Origin of the sequence: Corynebacterium tuscaniense (assembly GCF_008693065.1) — a bacterium.
In the GTDB taxonomy this organism is placed as follows: Bacteria; Actinomycetota; Actinomycetes; order Mycobacteriales; family Mycobacteriaceae; genus Corynebacterium; species Corynebacterium tuscaniense.
Window position 1 is genome coordinate 1 of the sequence record NZ_VXKH01000038.1, and the last position, 17,080, is coordinate 17,080.

Annotated in this window: 16 protein-coding genes; 6 read left to right on the forward strand and 10 right to left on the reverse strand. The window is 60.5% G+C overall.

What is annotated here, in order from left to right; genetic code table 11:
• The 6 genes from F4V54_RS07505 to F4V54_RS07530 all read right to left on the reverse strand — a co-directional run.
• Positions 1–1,811 (reverse strand): M13 family metallopeptidase (locus F4V54_RS07505; protein WP_150386739.1); only part of this gene is annotated, 1,811 nt, incomplete at its 3' end.
• Between the two features lie 12 nt (positions 1,812–1,823).
• Complete coding sequence (locus F4V54_RS07510) at positions 1,824–5,216, reverse strand: arabinosyltransferase domain-containing protein (protein ID WP_249041256.1); 3,393 nt, start codon at positions 5,214–5,216, stop codon at positions 1,824–1,826.
• Complete coding sequence (locus F4V54_RS07515; RefSeq protein ID WP_150386740.1) at positions 5,213–7,276, reverse strand: galactan 5-O-arabinofuranosyltransferase; 2,064 nt, start codon at positions 7,274–7,276, stop codon at positions 5,213–5,215. Before F4V54_RS07515 ends, F4V54_RS07510 begins: the two co-directional genes overlap by 4 nt.
• 64 nt (positions 7,277–7,340) lie before the next feature.
• Entirely contained in the window at positions 7,341–8,105 is a 765-nt protein-coding gene (dprE2, locus tag F4V54_RS07520; protein ID WP_102723682.1) for a decaprenylphospho-beta-D-erythro-pentofuranosid-2-ulose 2-reductase, read from the reverse strand.
• Between the two features lie 48 nt (positions 8,106–8,153).
• Positions 8,154–9,569: a decaprenylphosphoryl-beta-D-ribose oxidase gene (dprE1, locus tag F4V54_RS07525; RefSeq protein ID WP_102723683.1), complete on the reverse strand. Its 1,416-nt coding sequence runs from the start codon at positions 9,567–9,569 to the stop codon at positions 8,154–8,156.
• Between the two features lie 39 nt (positions 9,570–9,608).
• Positions 9,609–9,830, reverse strand: coding sequence for a hypothetical protein (locus F4V54_RS07530; protein ID WP_034663650.1), 222 nt, complete (start codon positions 9,828–9,830; stop codon positions 9,609–9,611).
• Positions 9,831–9,875: 45 nt separating this feature from the next.
• Here F4V54_RS07530 and F4V54_RS07535 point away from each other — a divergent pair, with 45 nt between their 5' ends.
• From F4V54_RS07535 to F4V54_RS07545, 3 genes are all read left to right on the forward strand, one after another.
• On the forward strand, positions 9,876–10,346 hold the full coding sequence (locus F4V54_RS07535; RefSeq protein WP_232218096.1) for a hypothetical protein: 471 nt from the start codon (positions 9,876–9,878) through the stop codon (positions 10,344–10,346).
• 19 nt (positions 10,347–10,365) lie between these two features.
• Positions 10,366–10,875, forward strand: coding sequence for a hypothetical protein (locus F4V54_RS07540; protein WP_052092735.1), 510 nt, complete (start codon positions 10,366–10,368; stop codon positions 10,873–10,875).
• A gap of 62 nt (positions 10,876–10,937) precedes the next feature.
• Complete coding sequence (locus F4V54_RS07545; RefSeq protein ID WP_034663648.1) at positions 10,938–11,393, forward strand: GtrA family protein; 456 nt, start codon at positions 10,938–10,940, stop codon at positions 11,391–11,393.
• On the opposite strand, the gene glfT1 is transcribed toward F4V54_RS07545, so the two are convergent.
• Both glfT1 and F4V54_RS07555 read right to left on the reverse strand, forming a co-directional pair.
• Positions 11,390–12,355: a galactofuranosyltransferase GlfT1 gene (gene glfT1, locus F4V54_RS07550; RefSeq protein WP_150386741.1), complete on the reverse strand. Its 966-nt coding sequence runs from the start codon at positions 12,353–12,355 to the stop codon at positions 11,390–11,392. The genes F4V54_RS07545 and glfT1 overlap by 4 nt on opposite strands.
• A 48-nt stretch (positions 12,356–12,403) precedes the next feature.
• Complete coding sequence (locus F4V54_RS07555; RefSeq protein ID WP_102723686.1) at positions 12,404–12,691, reverse strand: hypothetical protein; 288 nt, start codon at positions 12,689–12,691, stop codon at positions 12,404–12,406.
• Positions 12,692–12,904: 213 nt separating this feature from the next.
• Here F4V54_RS07555 and F4V54_RS07560 point away from each other — a divergent pair, with 213 nt between their 5' ends.
• Together F4V54_RS07560 and F4V54_RS07565 are read left to right on the forward strand one after the other, a co-directional pair.
• Entirely contained in the window at positions 12,905–13,228 is a 324-nt protein-coding gene (locus F4V54_RS07560) for a YdhR family protein (protein ID WP_034663641.1), read from the forward strand.
• 35 nt (positions 13,229–13,263) lie between these two features.
• Positions 13,264–14,589, forward strand: a complete 1,326-nt coding sequence (locus tag F4V54_RS07565) for a hypothetical protein (RefSeq protein ID WP_150386742.1) — start codon at positions 13,264–13,266, stop codon at positions 14,587–14,589.
• Positions 14,590–14,594: 5 nt separating this feature from the next.
• Here F4V54_RS07565 and wzt read toward each other — a convergent pair whose 3' ends face one another.
• Together wzt and wzm are read right to left on the reverse strand one after the other, a co-directional pair.
• Complete coding sequence (gene wzt / locus F4V54_RS07570) at positions 14,595–15,395, reverse strand: galactan export ABC transporter ATP-binding subunit Wzt/RfbE (protein ID WP_034663636.1); 801 nt, start codon at positions 15,393–15,395, stop codon at positions 14,595–14,597.
• Positions 15,396–15,425: 30 nt separating this feature from the next.
• Positions 15,426–16,274, reverse strand: coding sequence for a galactan export ABC transporter permease subunit Wzm/RfbD (gene wzm / locus F4V54_RS07575; protein WP_150386745.1), 849 nt, complete (start codon positions 16,272–16,274; stop codon positions 15,426–15,428).
• 192 nt (positions 16,275–16,466) lie between these two features.
• Here wzm and F4V54_RS07580 point away from each other — a divergent pair.
• Positions 16,467–17,080, forward strand: a 614-nt coding sequence (locus F4V54_RS07580; RefSeq protein WP_211359471.1) for an aminotransferase class V-fold PLP-dependent enzyme, incomplete at its 3' end; no start/stop codon positions are given.

The following is a 17,080-nucleotide window of genomic DNA, read 5'->3' on the forward strand; positions in this document are numbered from 1 at the left end:
GAGTGCGGGTCAATGGCCAGGTACTGCGCGGCCATTTCCGGGCGGATGGCGGTGCGCCACACCCGTGCCCAGGCGAGGAAGAGGCGCTGCAGGCCGTCGAAGTCCTGGCCGTCCACCTCCGCTGTTGCGCCGGGGGCGTGGAAGGTTTGCACCGGGCCACGCGGGTCGAGGCCGTGTTCGGCAAGGTAGTTCTTGTAAGCGATCACCGCGATGCCCAGGCCACCCAGGTCGCCGATGTTCTCACCCAGGGTGAACTCACCATTGACACCCCGGGATTCACCGCGGCCCTCAAGCACGCTGGGCACGAGGCCTTCGTACTGCTTGACCAGTTTGGCGGTGAGCTCCTCAAACCGGGCGCGGTCCTCGTCGGTCCACCAGGAGTTGAGGTTCCCGTGGCCGTCGTAACGCGAGCCCTGGTCGTCGAAGCCGTGGCCGATTTCGTGGCCGATGACCGCGCCGATGGCACCGAAGTTCTCCGCCGCATCCGCTGCCGGATCGAAGAACGGTGGCTGCAGGATCGCGGCTGGGAAGGTGATGTCATTGACCACCGGGTTGTAGAAGGCGTTGACGGTCTGCGGGGTAGCCACCCACTCGTTGCGGTCCGCCGGTTTGCCCACCTTGGCCACCTGGTAGTCATGCTCAAAAGCAGCACCGGCACGCACGTTGGCCACCAGGTCACCGCCTTCGCGGGAAAACTCAAGGCCCTCATAGGAACGCCAGGTATCCGGGTAGCCGATTTTCGCGTTGAACAGGCGCAGCTTCTCCAGGGCGCGTTCACGCGTCTCCGGCGACATCCACGGCAGGGTGGAAATGCGCCGCTCATAGGCATCCACGAGGTAGTCCACGAGCTCGAGCATCTGCTCTTTGGAATCCGCGGGGAAGTGCTTGTCCACGTACGCTTTGCCCAGATCCTCACCCACGAGGGATTCCGCCAGCGCCACGCCACGTTTCCACCGGTCGCGCTGCTCCGTTGCGCCGGAGAGCACGGTGCCGTAGAACTCGAAGTTCGTAGCACCCACCTCCTCGGGCAGGACGCCTGCGCGGGAACGCAGGATGGCCCAGATGGACCAGAGTTTCCAGTCGGTCAGCGGGACGCTGATAAGCAGCTCTGCAAGCTTGTCGACGAACGACGGCATCATCACAATCACCCTCCCCTCCGGCAACCCGGAGGCTGTGAGGAGAGTCTGGATGATGTCGGGGAGTTCACCGAGCTCGGTCGGGTTGTACGTTTTCAGCGAATCGCGCGAGGCAACGACGTCCCAGTGGTGGCTGGCGATCTGCGTTTCAAGCGCGACGACGCGCTCCGCGGCTTCGATGGGGGCGACGCCAAAGAGTTGCGTTGGATGGAAGAAGCCGAGCATCCGCGCAACGTGTTCGCGGTAGGCGGCCAGCGTGTCAGCATGGGCAGGCTCGCGGTAGTACGCCTCATCCGGCAGGCCCAGGCCCGACTGGATGAGGTAGGGCACCGCGGTATCCCCGAGGGAATCCTTCTCCACCCAGTAGGTCAGCGGAGCCCCAACACCGGTGCGGTCCAGCTTGCCAAAGGCAGCGGCGAGCTCGGTGGGGGAGGAGACGTCGATAAGCGCGAAGTCTACGTCGAGGGGGCACGTGCCCGCGAGGTTGATCTCGTCGGTGTCCATGAAGGAGGCGTACAGGTCACTGCCGAGGCCCGCGCCCTTTTCGACGATGGCGTGGACGTCTTCTTCCGCCTTGTCGCGCAGCGCGTGGAAGGTGCCATCCACACCACGGTCGGACGGGATGACGTGGCTGTCCAGCCACGGGCCGTTGACGGTTTGGTAGAGGTCTTTCATACTGTTCTCCTTCTACTCTCTGGTCTTTTCGTACGGGTCGCGGATCTTCATGTCCGACGGGTGCCACACACCGGAGCGTGTCACCTTTTCATAGTCAATCTTCGCCGGCATCGGCTCCTCACCGCGCGAGTTGGTGCGCAGCGTGTAGCGGTGCACCGAACCCCAGTCCCGGCCCCAGTCTCGGTCAAGGTACCCCGGGATCTCGTAGGCGGAGTTGACTGCCTCCGATGTTGCCAGAGCGCCGCCGCCGAGGAAGTCCATGAAGTCAGACAGTTCCTCCTTACCGGGGGCGTCTGGGCTGATGCGGAACTGTGGGATCTCAGCTACACCGGCGTAGTGGTTGAAGGTGCGGTGGCACGGGAATTGCAGTGCCACGGTCCAGTCCAGCAGGCCGGGGGTGTCTTCGTCGAAGACATCAGTGAGGTGCTCCAGCTTCGGGTTGCGCAGTGGGGTCACAGCCATCCACTCGTAGGGGTCGAGGTTGATGTCCTCACCGACGAGGCGCACCACGTTGGCGGAATCCGGCAGGTCAGCGATGGGGTAACGCAGGTTACGCCACTTGATGGCCGGGCCCGGATCGAGCATTTCTAGCTCACCGATGTCGCTGACAGAACCATCCTCATTGCGGGTGCCGTACTGCAGGGCGAGGGTTTGGCCTTTTTGTTTCACACCGTTGATGTCGTGGTGGGCGATGCGTCCGGCCACGGAGGTGACCAGCAGCGGCGCGTCCTCGGTGGCTTCAGGCAGCTCGTACCAGGCAGTTTTGAGTTCCGCGGTCGCCTGCGTGGATGCCGCGAAGCTGCCCACCACCGGCACGCGGTTGTAGTCCAGGTTGAACGGCAGGCGCACGGTGGAGCCGTTGACGCCGATCTGCTCAGCCGGACGGTTGCCCTGCGTGGTGGTGCGGGAGGTCGATTGCGCTTGCTCATCGTTCGGCTCAGCGTTTGCATCATCGCTTGTCTGCGCATCCTGCACCACCTGCGTTTGCCCCATCGACCCAATATTCGGCACACCCTTGCGCTCCGAGTTGATGAAGGCGGGCACACCTCCCGGGTGGAAGCCACGGACCGTGCCGGATTCGAGCGAGCGGCCCAGGGGCACGCCGTCTACTGGGGTGAGGAAGGAATCATTCGTGTTTGCTTCCACCAAGACGTCGCCAGACAGCTGGCACGTGTCGCCCTTGAGGGAGCGCAAGTTACCCAAACCCACGGAGTAGGCCGGCGCCTGCGTAGCAAAAGCTTTAACAAAAGTGAGGCAGGAGAAGGCGACGATAAGGATGCAGGCCACGGCAATCGGGGCTGTCATCGCCTGGCGCATACGGAGCGAGGCCACAGAGTCAGATTCTTTGTGGCGCTTACCCGACTTCTTCTCGCCCGACGAGCGCGAGAAAGACTGGTAGATGCCTACCGCCACGATGATGAGGGTAATGGCCAGCAACACCGATGCCGCCTCGATCCGCTTGACCTGCACGCTCTTGTCCCACCAGGGAACGCTGAAGGAGGAGATGTACCACCAGGCGTTCGCGCCGGCAAAAGACAGCGCCAGAATAAAGGTGATAGCAGCCAACGCGAAGCTCCGCGCACGCGCGGAACGCGCCGTGATCTCCGACAGTGCCACCGCACCCAATGCGGCAGCCGCACCGGCCAAGCCCGCGTAGATACCAAAGTGGTGGGTCCACTTCGTCGGCGTGAACATGAGGAAGAACATGGACATGGCAAAGATAGCCAGCAAGCGCTGTGTCGGCGCCTTGTTCGCGCCGGGCACCGCGTCCCAACGGGTGAGCGCCCATAGCACCAAAACCAGGCAGAACAGCAAGGTCAGCATGGCAAAACGACGGGCCAAAGAACCGTCCGCGCCAGGCTCAAAGAGGTTGGCGTAGCGGACGAACTCGTGGTACCACTCCAAGGCCGGGCCGACGTAGGAGCGCACAGAGGTGGACTCCAGTACCGCGGCCAAGGTTTGGTCGTGGAAGACCGGCACCATCACGGCAAAACCAACAGCTAGGAATGGGGCAACTATGGCGGACAGCGGGGCGTAGACGCGACGTTCGTTCACAATGCGCAGCACCTGCGGCAAGCACACGAGGAGCACGCCCACTGCGGTGAGGCCGGTGGGGCCACACGCCAGGGTGAACGCAGCAAAGATAGTGCCCATCGCTGCCGGCAGCAGGCGGCGGGAGCTGATCGCCGACTCAAAGGAGGCCCACGTAGCAATGGCACCCAGCGCGATGATCGGCTCCGGGCGCAGGCCGTTGTCATACGGCAGCCAGAACGCCAGGAACATGAACGCCGCCGTCCAGTATGCCACGCGGCGGGTAGCAATCTTCTCACCCAGGCGCGGCAGGATCTCACGGGACAGAATCCACCAGATGCAAATACCGGCGATCAGGGTTGGCAGGCGCATCCACGCCGAGGCCGTACTCACCTTCGCCAGAAGGGACAGCAGGTCATAGAACGGTGAACCAAACGGTGCTTCCGGCACACCGTACCAGCGGTAGTAGTTGGCCATGTAGTCCGAATCATTAGCCACCCGCGCCATGGTGAGCAGGAAGCCATCATCAGACGTATTAGCGCCGAAGATATGCCAGAAACCAAGAACACCCAGCACAACACCATCAAGCGGGTTGAAGGTCTTCCACTCTGAGCGCAACAACGGCAGGCGGCGACCATCCCGCAGATCAAGCTGTGCCAGCGCCCACAACGCCACCACGGCAGACAGAGTGCCCAGGATCATCGCCATCCACTTGATAACGGACGGGGAGGAGGTGAAGCGGGAGTTGATTTCAACATGGGCGGTCAGGCCAGCGTCGACAAGCTCCTGGGCCTTCTCTGCAGAAAGCTCCGTGTACATGCCGGTGACCTGCGGGCGCATGTCATCTTTGATTGTGGTGTCATATTTGGTGCCCGGCGCGTCAACGCGCACCATGTCACCATCGGCCGTGATGCGCAGAGAACCGTCACGCATCTGCGAAACGTCGTCCGCATCCAGCTCAAAAATCACCTCGTTGAGCGTGGATACATTAATCCCGCCATCCTCCGGGGCGTTCACAAACAAGCCACGGTCCACAGCTTCCGTGGAATCCTCCGGCAACGTGGACAACACCGTGGTCTGTCCCGGATTCATCGCATCCACCACTGCCAATGGGACAGTGATGTCCAGCTTCTCCGGCGCCAAGGAAATCAACGGTGCATTCACCGCGGACAAATTCTCATCCTGCGGCCAATCGAAAGAAGACTGCACCTGCTTCACCGGCAAAAACGGCAAAGCAAAGAAGAAAATGAAGGCTAAAAGCCCCGATACAAGCGCGATGAGAGGAATCCTTTCCTCTATCGACTGGGGCTGACGTATCTCGTTCAAAATGTGAGTCATCTGCGTATATTTCTGCGTATTGTTCTGCCTACTCATCGGTTACGGACCACCACCACGAACGGACCAAACTGCTTCGTCGTCCAATCCGCTGAATCAAAAGCATCCGGATTGAAGAAGAGGCCCTGGTAGCGGATATTAGGCTCACTGGGGAAAATATCGTGAGCCACGTGCGTCTTCCAGGGGGCATCCTGGTCCTTCTCGCTACCGCGGAAGATGAACACATCGGGTGCCCGCCACGGTGCGGCATCAATCGCTGCAGTCATCGCCTTGGGGTCCTGCAACTGCTCGTAGGAATCATGCGCCCACTGCGCGATGAGCTCATTGCGGGCCACGAACTGCCCAAGTGGGTTTGCATAGTGGCTAGTAAAGGCATTAAACCCGTGGTACGGGTGGTAGGCCAGGAAGTTGATCTCATCGGTGAACAGCACCGTCTCAACCGGGTTATAGCCCTGCTCTTGAATGAACTCGTGCATCTGCCCGTAATAACGGCCCACATCGGATTCACGGCGGTCAGCGCGCTGCCCATCACCATTCGTGTCGGTGTACGCCTGATCCAGGAAGACCTCATTCTTATCGGGAATCTGCTGCGCATAACTCAGCATCGCCAGAGCCAGACCCACATGAAACACACCGGTGAGCGTGCGGTTGGTGCGTTCGCTTAATCCAGTGGGGTAGAGGCGGGTAACACCGGAGAGGCGGAGGTCGATGAGGGCGAGGACACCGGTCGTCGATAAGAGCACTGCGATGAGAACCTCAACCCGGAACCCGAGCAGCGTTGTGCCAACAAGCGTGATCACCATCGAGGCAACCACCCACACGTAACACACGGCTGTTGCAATACCCAGGGCGGTGAACTCAGGCTCACGGTGCCTCACGATGATGTACAGCAACCCCACGAAGCACAGCACACCCACCAAAGTCAGGTGGAAGAACGGCAACGGAACCGTCGTGCCCTGCGACGGCAGGAAGTGCTGCGCCGCCGACGACACCTCCTCAGATGCCGTGAACAGTGCCCGCAGGTACGGGCCCCACGCCAGCAAAGCAATACAGATCGAACCGACACCCATGACAAAAAGGTGCACAAACGGTGTCAGAGTGCGCTTGCCCCGCCCCATCGCAATGAAAGCAATGAACGCGAAGGCAATCATCGTCGCAGCCATAATGCCTGTGTACAACGTGTAAAAACATGCCGACGCACCCAGATACAGCGACACAGCAATTGTCGACGTCCACGAGCCATACATCGCCCGATACCCCAACACCGCCGCCGCCGGAACACCCATGGCCACCACCGCGGCATAGGGCTCCTCCGGCACCATCGTGAGAATCACCGCGGTAGTAACCAATGCAATAGACGTCGCCGCAGGCAAAGAACCAGTGAGCTTGCGCCACAACGGCACCAACGCTGAACCCGCCGCCGCCAAAGACACCAACGCCCACGGCTGGTACACCTCCCAGCCCGGCATATTCAGCACGTTGGCCATGCGGCCACCCAGCCAGAACCAGCCGATGGGGTAGAAGGACGGCAAATCCACGTAGTTCATGTCCTGGTTAGACATGGTCTCCGTCATCCGGGTAAGGAACTGGATGCGGAAACCCTGATCAACCTGGATGCCATCCAAGTACAGCTTGGTGGCGGACAGCGGAATAGCCACCGAAGAAACCACCAGACCCGCCGGCGCAAGCCCACACACTGCCTCAGTGAGCAGCCGGCGCCAGGTGGGCCGCTTCTTACTGCTCGAGCGGTCCTGTATCCACAGCCACAACAGGAAAGTCACAACAATGAGGACAAGCAGCGAACCCGCCGTGGCCAACGCCCGTGTCACCATAGACACGTTGAACGCCGCCAGGGTCACCCGCTTCAACACAAAAAACGCCAGAAGCGCTAGAAAGCCCCCGGCCACAGCGGCGACGACGAAGCGCACAATGGCGCTCGACGTGCTCACCGGGTCAGGGGCAAAAGCCTGAAAATGCGGCTTCTCACGGTCCTGAGTTTTGGTTTTCGTGCCAGGTTCAGCCGCATCACTGTCCGCCACAGCGACCCCGCCTTCAGCGGTGTCGAGTGGTTCGTTGTTGTCCTCGGGGCGCACTGTCATAGGTGACAGTCTCCCACAAAAGCCTCATTAAACGGACATTGAGCAGACGAGATAGCGGGCTTGTTTAGAAACTGAGTTTGCGCATGATCGGCGCCGGAATGTGCTGCAGCACAAGGGAGATCGGACCGAAGAGCTTATGCACGAACACGTTGGGCTTGCCCGCCAGTGCAGCGGACACAGCGGCCTTAGCCACATCTTCCTTATTCACCGTCAGGGGTGCTTCATCCAGCCCCTCAGTCATCTTGGTACGCACCTGGCCCGGGCGAACCACGGTCACCGTCACACCGGAATCACGCAGTGCCTCACCAAGCTGGGTGTAGAAGCCGTCCATGCCAGCCTTGGTGGCGCCGTACACGAAGTTGGAACGGCGCACCTTCATGCCAGCTACTGAACTCAGCGCGATGATCTTGCCGTGGCCCTGCTCCTTGAATTTCTGGCCCAGCAGCACACCGACGGACACCGGTGCGGTGAAGTTCGTCTGCGCCGAAGCAACAGCAGCTTCCTGGTTCTGCCAGAGTTCTTCCTGGTCACCCAAGGTGCCAAAGGCAACGATGGCGATATCCACGTCACCTTCCGCAAATGCCGCATCAATCACAGCCGGGTGGGAGGCGGTGTCAAATGCGTCGAAGTCGATTAAGCGCACCTCGCTCGCACCGTGGGAGGTTACTTCCTCCACTGCCGCATTCAAACGCGGGGAGTTTTCACGGGCAGCCAGCGTGACGGTAGGCTTGCCGCCACGTTTGACCAGTTCATCTACAATCGCGAGACCGATTTCTGACGTGCCGCCGAGCAGCAAAATGTGTTGTGCTTGTCCTACAGCGTTAAGCATTGTGTTCTTTTACCTTTTCTTGTTGTGGGGCCGAGCCGTTCATGTGAACTAGTTCAGCTCCAAGCGGCGGGACATGTCGGAGGCGAACACCCCGGTCGGGTCGATGGCGCGGCGGGTCTCCAGCCAGTTACCCATCTCTGGGTACATCTTGTGGAAGTTCTCCGCGGAGGTGCGCGATTCCTTAGCCAGGTAGAGGCGGCCACCGAATTCCATGACCTGATCGTCGAGGCGGTCCAGGAAGGCGTACAGGCCGTCACGGATGGGGAAGTCCACGCACACGTTCCATCCACGCATTGGGTAGGACAGAGGCGCACGGTTGCCTTCGCCGAATAGCTTGAACACGTTGAGGGCGGTGTAGTGGCCGGATGCCTGAATGTCGTAGATGATTTGCTTGAACGGTTCCACTGCATCCGTAGGAACCACGAACTGGTACTGCAGGAAGCCAGCCTTGCCGTAGCCACGGTTCCATTCCGCGATCATGTCCAGCGGCTGGTAGAACTGCGTCAGGTTCAAAATGTCATTCGTGCTGGGGGAACCCATGCGGTAGTAGGCCTCACCGATGGCCATGAGGGACAGCTTGTTCATGGTCCAGGAGGGGAAGATGTCCGGCACTGTCATCAACTGTGGGGCGGAGAACTTCAACGGGTTCTTAGCCAACTTCGGCGCGTACTCTTCCAGCTGTGCCAAGGTGGCTAGCGAACCACGAGAGATGGTGGAACGGCCGGTCTTTGGCGGTGCGGAGATCGCATCAAACCAGGCAGAGGAGTAGGTGTAACCCTCTTCTTGGCCGTGGGAGTGCTCCTCAATTGTCTCGTCCAAGGTTTTGGTGCGCACCGTGTCGGAGATGAAGTAGGCGGTTTCCGTGCGGGTCATCTTGATGCGTGCGCGCAGGATGATGCCGGTCAGCCCCATGCCGCCAACGGTTGCCCAAAACAGTGTGCCGTCCGGGTCATCGGCGGAGCCTTCCGGCTCAAGGTGCAAAACGCGCCCATCAGCCACGAGCAGCTCCATCGAAACCACATGGTCACCAAAAGAACCAGCGGAGTGGTGGTTTTTGCCGTGAATATCCGGGCCGATTGCGCCACCGATGGTTACCTGGCGGGTGCCCGGTAGAACCGGAACCCACAGGCCGTAGGGCAACGCCGCCTTCATCAACTGGTCCAGCGTCACGCCAGCATCCACATCGACGATCGCTGTTTCCTCGTCGATCGAGTGAATCGTGTTGAGCGGTTGCATATCCACGACGAGTCCGCCGCCGTTTTGCGCCGGATCACCATAGGACCGGCCCATACCGCGCGCGATAACGCCGCGGCGCTTGTGTTCAGGCAGCGTGGAGTTCTCATCCGCGATCTGAGCCACTGCTTTCTTAATGATGTCAACGTCGGCGGTGGCAAGAACCTGCGCTGTCGACGGGGCGGTACGGCCCCAGCCATGCAGCGATTGAGTGGTGGTGATCAAATCCATACGCCCAAGCCTACTCGGGGAAGTCGCGTTGGGGTGGGCCTAGAGCTCCATGATCTCCCGGATGCGCGCTGGGAGTTCTTCCTGGCTGGTGATCACCGGTTTTCCTGCTTCTTTGTGCGCACGCAATTCGTCATAAACAATGCCTCGGCTCGTGCTGTCCAGGATGGGAAGTTCTTGGGCAATAAGGCGCGCCATGAAATCATCCAGTGGCACGTTGACCAGCTGAGCAGAAATATGTGGGGTGTCTTCGGAATTGGCCATGTGCACAGCCTACTTGGCTGCGCTGGCCCCGCTAAGATGGCGCCCATGACGGAGACTATTCAGGAGATCACGGGCGAGACTCGCGTTGACTACAACGCGCTGGATAACACCACCGGGGGTCGCCTTATCCAGGCGGCGTTCGCTGGGGCGTTCACGGCGGTGCCGGATTACGTTCACTCCACTCCGGCACGCGTGGCGTCGTGGGTGGGTATCGCTGCTGCGTTCACGGGGACAGTGGCTGCGTTCAATGCTTTTGATGAGGATCCGCGTAATGATCTCACGGCCACCGTCGAGCGCACCTCCGGCACGGGTAGCCCGGCCAAAACTTGGGGGCTTCTAGCCGGTGGTGCTGCACTGCTCATCGGTAGTATTCGCCTGGGTATTGCGGTGGAGAAGAAAATGGCAGAAGGCCTGCGCCGCCGTGGAGTGAAGCGCCCGTACACCCTGCTTGGCGCGGGGGGTGCCGCCTTGTTGTTTGCGGCGACGGAACTTGAGGCGCGCTCCACAACAGCCTGAATCTCATTAGGCTGGGGCCATGCCTAGCACGCTGCACCGCCTGCACCGCCACCATCAGGTGGCGCCTGTCGTCGATATCGATGCAGCACGTGTCTGCCTCCGCGGGGACCAGGCCATCCGTGCACGCACGGTGTTGGTTCGTTGTGCCACCCAACGGACGGATGAGGAGATCATCCGGTACCTCGGTGTGGATGCGGGCAGCACGCTCGAGGACCTGCAGGTGGCCCTCGAGATTTCCTTTGCTGTCCCCGGCCATACCTCTGCCCCCGCGCGGTTTACCCGGGAGGAAGATGACAGTGGCCGTCTGGATCTGGGTGCCACAGTCGGCGATTACCTTGCTGAACTCGGGGACGCTCTCTATTTCCACTGGGGTTTGTGGCGGTTCTCCCTTTTGCTCAGTGATGTTTTTCCGCGCGATGCCGGTGCCGCGCATTTGTTGTGCGTAGCCGGTGACGGGGATTTTGGTGGGCAGCCTTTCGATATTGCGGCCATTAATGAACAGCTGCAGGATCTCACCGGGCACGAGTAGTTCGAGCACGGCGTCGCCCGCCAACTTCTGCGGCGCGCGTGAGAAAGGTAAGGTTGTCCGGCGTGTCATCGAAGGCTGAAACAACCACCGGCGCGAAGCAGCAGCTCGTGCGGTTCATTATCGTCGGCGTTTTTTGTGCGGTGCTCGATTTCGGGCTGACTTATCTGCTCACACATGCCGTGGGGCTCGATCGGGTGACCGCGAAGATCTTCGGCTGGTGCCTTGGCACCGCCGCAGCGTACCTGTTGAACTCGAAGTTCACGTTCGAAGCGAAGATTACGGGCAAGCGTGCTCTTGCCGTTTTTGTGCTGTACTTGTCCACCCTGGGTGTGCAAACGTTCCTGTATTGGGTCACCGATGCTCCGCTCATCGCGCTGGGCCTGGTCGATCCATGGAAGGACGGCGTGTCCTTCGTCATCGCTCAAGGCGTGGCCACCGTGACCAACTTTGTGTTGCAGCGCGTGCTCATCTTCAACGAGCCACCGCGCGTGCTTATCGACGAACCCCCGACCCGCTAACGCGAACCCGCCCCCGGTCGCTGGAAGTCCTCGTTCGCGCCCATGCGTAGGAGCTTGAGCCACTCCTTGAATTCCGCCGGGCTGCGACGCTGAATGAGGAAGAACCAACCAAAGCGGACGAGTTCCTGCAGCTTCATCTTCTGCATGCCGCGCTGGTTGATGATGTAGCCGCGGTTGCGGTAGGTGAAATACCGCTTCGAATCATTATCCGGCCACTGGGCATGCGCGCGGCCGCCCATGATCGGGTGGAACTCCGCCGAACCGTCCGGGTGCAGGTACGCCGTGGTCAATGCCGTGCCGTAGTTCATGCCGGATTGGGCTAATCGACGGTGGTACTCCACCTCATCACCCCGAATGAACAGCCGATAGTCCGGCACACCGATACGTTCCATCGCCTTCGCACTGATCAGCGCACCATTGAACAAGCTGGCGTAGTGGGGCAGGAAATCCCCCTCAAGTTCATCCCGGCGGCGGTGCCATGTCAGCCCCTGGCGCAGGGGGAAGGCGAGCCTATTTGGGTCCTCGATGTTGCACACCACTGGGGAAACCTCCGCGAGCTGCTCGCGTTGCGCCACCCGGTATAGCGTCTCCAGAACATGCTCGTCGGCCGGGCGGCCATCATCGTCAGCGCACCAAATGGCATCCGCACCCAGGGCCAAAGCGTGAAGGAAGCCGTAGGCAAAACCGCCCGCGCCACCCAGGTTCGTCCGCGACGGCAAGTAGACCGCTTTATCGCCCGCCAGTTCAGTGAGGAGTTCGCGCACCGCATCCTCAGCACCGTTATCCACCACGACCACCCAGTCCACTGGGTGCGTCTGCTGGACCACCTGCTCCAACGAATACCGAAGCAGCTCCACCCGCTTATGCGTCACGATCACCGCCGCCGTTGTGCCCTGCGGATTCAACGTTGCATCGTCGTTGGCTTCGGCGTTGTCACGAGGACTTTCAGCGGCGGAACTCATGCGCCCTATTCTGCCACGCGTCCACGCCAGCACCAGACATGGTCGCTGCTATGTCCGTGCCCCACCGGGATTGTCACCGATGTTGCGCCAGAGGGCGCTGATGATGACAACGGTGATTAAGTAGCCGCTGACCGCATAGTTGAAAAACCCGCTACTCATCCCATCGCTGAGGACGTCGTAGATGAGAAAAACAGGTGCTAGCAAAACCATCACGACCAAAAAACGGTATGGAGAAAGCACCCTCTGTGTAGAGGAAACGTGGATGAGGTACCCCGTTGTCATGATGCACAAGGAGATGAATAGCGCGACCACTGCGCCAAAGACGACATAGATCATAGTGCTCCCTGATATTTAGGGGCCGCCATGATTTTCATGGCGAACCGAGGAGAACTAGTGGACCGAGCTGTCTGTATTATATTCACGTTGTGTACTGCGTAAATCGGGGGATTAGGAGCGGGTGCTTTCGCAAAAATAGACCGCTTAGTACGGTTTCTTGTAGGCTATCAAGACAGAGCGGTCTATAAGTAAACAGCCGAAAGGAACTACAACATGTCTACCATTCTCTCCGTCACCTTCGACAACCCCAACGACTTCTCTGACCCGCAGGTTCGCGAGGGTCTTTCCCAGGGCGTTCCGGGTCTGCAGCAGCTGCCGGGCCTGATCTGGAAGGTGTGGACGACCAAGCCCGGCGAAGGCCTCGCAGCGTCCTTCTACCTCTTCGACACCCTCGAAAGTGCAAAGAACTGGGGCGACGGTCCTCTGCACGAGTCGCTCCACCAGCTCGGTGCCTCCAACGTGAATGTGCAGTACTGGGAGGTTGAAGAAGAATTCTCCAAGCAGACCTTCGCCACCCTTGAACGCGCGAACAACTGACGAGTACTCACACACAGCGAAGAACGGGAGCGAAAATGACCACTACGATCCCTGACGTACAAACAGTGACCATTCCGCAGTCCGCAAAGGACTTCGGTCTGCTTGAAGCGCTCGTCGGACGCCGTTCGCGGCGCTTCGGTCTCGGCATGACCATTCCAGATGGCCCTTTGGCATACGCGTCGAATTTTGAGCCCTATCCGCTTAGCGACGACGAACGCGCACTTCTTGCCTTCGCGGCCATCGGGGTGACCGGCTTCAACCTCGGTATGCCACACACCGCTTCCGGCGACTCGGATAAGGGGGCAAACTATATCGTGCGTTATACCGGACGCACTACACCGTCGGGTGCAGGCATGGAGTCTAGTGAGATCCTGATCACGGATGATTCCGGCACCTACATCTCCCAGACCAGGAGCCTTACCTCCGAGCAGGTAGCGGAGATTTCTGCATCACGCGACCTTGAAGAGCTCGTGGGTCACGCACGGAACTACCTGGTCAAGCTTTCAGACGAGCCTGTGCGCCTTCCGCCTGACCACACTTTTGTCAATAAGCACAATTTTTGGGTAGCGCTCCAGCCGGGTACTACGCTGATCGCGCCGATTATCGACGCCACAGAGAGCGCCATCAACCTCCTCACCATGCTGTCTGGAGAAGGGTTCGTGCTGTGGGATGAGGTGACCGACACCGCCGTCGGCAAGCCAGAAAAGCTCATAGAGCAGGGCTTGCTCAATCCGGAGGCGAAGCTACCGTTGTCCTACTTCGAGGCATCGGTGAGCACCCTCAGCCACGACGAACTCAGCCTCATCCCGTACAACGCACAACTCGCACTGCAGGCTGCTGGCCTCGGCGGATGGCTGTTCGGGGGCATTAACCACGACGCGTTGCTGGGCGGCTTCGCAGAGCAAGGAGTACCGGGCTTTGGGTTCACCTACACCCAAGCTGGTCCCTTGAAGGTTCCAAACCCTGTGGGCCTACCCGGCTACTTTGAAACCCTCGCCGCCCCGTTCTCTGCCACCTCCCGCGAAGCGGTGGAAACCTTCGTGGCGCGCAAGTTTGGCCCGGCCGGCATCTTCGATACAGGGGTTGGCCCGTACAAGGATCAGCGCGGCATCACTTCCCAGGTGCAGCGTTTTACCGACGAGCAAATTGATTACTTCATCAGCGTCGTCGAAGACGTCACTGAACGTGACGGCCGCTTCCCCGGCAAGAGTCCGAGCGTGGTCACCGGCATCTACACTCAGGCCACGCACGTCGACCCGGAGTACTACGCGAAGTTCCACCACGACGATGCGCTGTTGGACACCCACCGCCGGCACTTCCACGACTGGCACGGTGGGCAGGAGCCCACGCGCCGGAGGTAGGCGTTTTAGGCAGTGGAGTCGTCCTCGTCGAAGCGGGTGAGAAGGTCCCGGACGTACTGGCCGGCTTCGGGGCCTTCGTAGGCTTCCACCACGTCGTCCACAAGCCCGGCTTGGCGGATCTGGCCTTTATCAATCCACAAGGCGGTGTTGCACAGCTGGGCCAGGAAGTCGTTGGAGTGGGAGGCGAAGACGAGGATGCCGGAGCGCTCCACCAGCTCCGCCAGGCGGACGCGGGCCTTGGCCATGAATGCGGCATCGACGGCGCCGATACCTTCATCGAGCAGGAGGATCTCCGGCTCAATGGAGGTGACCACACCCAGGGCAAGACGCACGCGCATGCCGGTGGAGTAGGTGCGCAGGGGCATATTCAGGTAGTCACCCAGCTCAGAGAACTCCGCGATCTCATCGATCTTCGCCTTCATCTGCTTGCGGGTCTGACCGAGGAAGAGGCCACGGATGATGATGTTTTCGTACCCGGAGATCTCCGGGTCCATGCCCACGCCCAGGTCGAAGACGGGGGCGACGCGGCCCCGCACGTCCGCAACCCCGCGGGTGGGCTCGTAGATCCCGGACAGGAGGCGCAGCAGCGTGGACTTGCCGGCACCGTTGTGGCCAACTAGGCCCACGCGGTCGCCTTCACGTAGGTGCAGGTTGATGTCCTTGAGCGCTTCGACGACGACGGTGTTGGAGGCATTCTTCCCAATCGCGCCGCCGGCGGAGCTCATCACGGCTTTCTTAAGGGAGCGGGACTTGGCGTCAAAAATAGGAAAGTCAACGCAGGCGTTGTAGGTGTCAATGGATACCATCCGAAAATCCTTTCTGTGGCGGTGACGCCGTTACACCCAGTAGGGGACCCGGTAGCGCCATTGGCGCATGACAACGAGCGCGACCAGCAGCCCGACAACAGTGAACGCGAGCACAATCCACCAGTGGTAAGCAGCCACGTCCTTGCCAATAAGGGGCGCGCGAACAATCTCAAGGTAGTGGTACAGCGGGTTGAGCTCAGCAATACGGGCACGCTGCGCCACATCCCCACCCTGCTGTTTAAGGGTCTCCGTGGTCCACACGATCGGCGTGACATAAAACAGCAGCTGCACCAAAGCTTCAAGCAGCGGCGCCACATCACGAAAACGCGTAGCGACGATGCCAAACAGCATGGTCACCCACACCCCATTCAGCACCAACAGTGCAAACCCAGGAACGAACAACAACGCTTTCCAGCCGAGATCAAGCCGGAAGACCAGCACCAAGATGAGCCAAATGACCATGTTGTGTGCGAAGAACAGAATCTGACGCCACACCAGGCGATACACATGCACCGACAGGGCAGAGGGCAGCTGATTAATCAGCCCCTCATTCTCGATGAAGACATTCGAGCCGTCCTTGATGCACCCGGAGATGAAACCCCACACGATGAAACCCACCGTCACGTGTGGCAGGAACTCCCGCACAGAAATCTGGAACAGCATTGAGTACAGCAAACCCAACGCCAAAGCCATCACACCGGTGGCAATGGTGATCCACAGCGGACCCAGGGTACTGCGGCGGTAGCGCTGCTTGATGTCCTGCCAACCGAGCTGGAGCCACAGTTCATACTGGCCCCATCCGCGCGCAAGATCACGGGCTGCCGCACCAAAGGTTTGGGACGTGGATGCCGGGGTGTTGTCGTCGGGGCCGGACGTCATGCGGGAGACGTCGGCAAGCAATTGCTTGTTGTCGTGCACGAGTATCACCCTAGCGTGAGCTGCCAAAAAACCGGATACGGGGGCGATGATGCGCAGCGCACCACTGGCAGGCATAATTATTGCGAATGTATAGCGAGGTATGGAAAGTCCCCGCAAGAAGAACCTCAAAGAATGTGGGGAAGGAGTGGGTCAGTGGCATACGATGTCGCCAGCGTGCGTGGCCTGTACACCTCCCTGTCTGACGGGTGGACGTACCTCAACGCACACGATTGCCCGCAGATCCCGGAGCGCGTCTCCGCAGCGGTAGCACGCTCCTTCCGTCTAGCCCCCTCCGTACCCGTACCAGAGGGACACACCGGGTCGCATTCGCTCAAAACACTGGGGCGACCGGAGGCAGATAACCTCCTGGAAGGGGCACGTCACGCGGTAGCGGATCTCGTCGGTGCCGGCGCGGAATGCGTGGTGCTCGGCCCGAATCTGCCGGTACTGTACTCAGCACTCGTTGCAGCGATGGGCCCACAATTCAGGTCAGATTCCACGCTCGTTGTCAGCCCGCTTGACCGACCTGAAATCACTGCGGCGCTGAACACCGCCAATGTTCAGGTGCGTGAAGCACACGCGGACTTGGGCACCGGGGAAGCACCCGCCTGGCAGTACCAGGAGCTGGTGGACGGCACAACGCGCCTCGTCTCCCTCCCCGCGGCACACCCCCAGCTGGGCGCCGTCACCGACGTGGCCGGCATCGTAGACGTGGCCCGCGGCAGATCCCGCGCCTGGGTAGTCGTAGACGCCAGCGCCTACGCGCC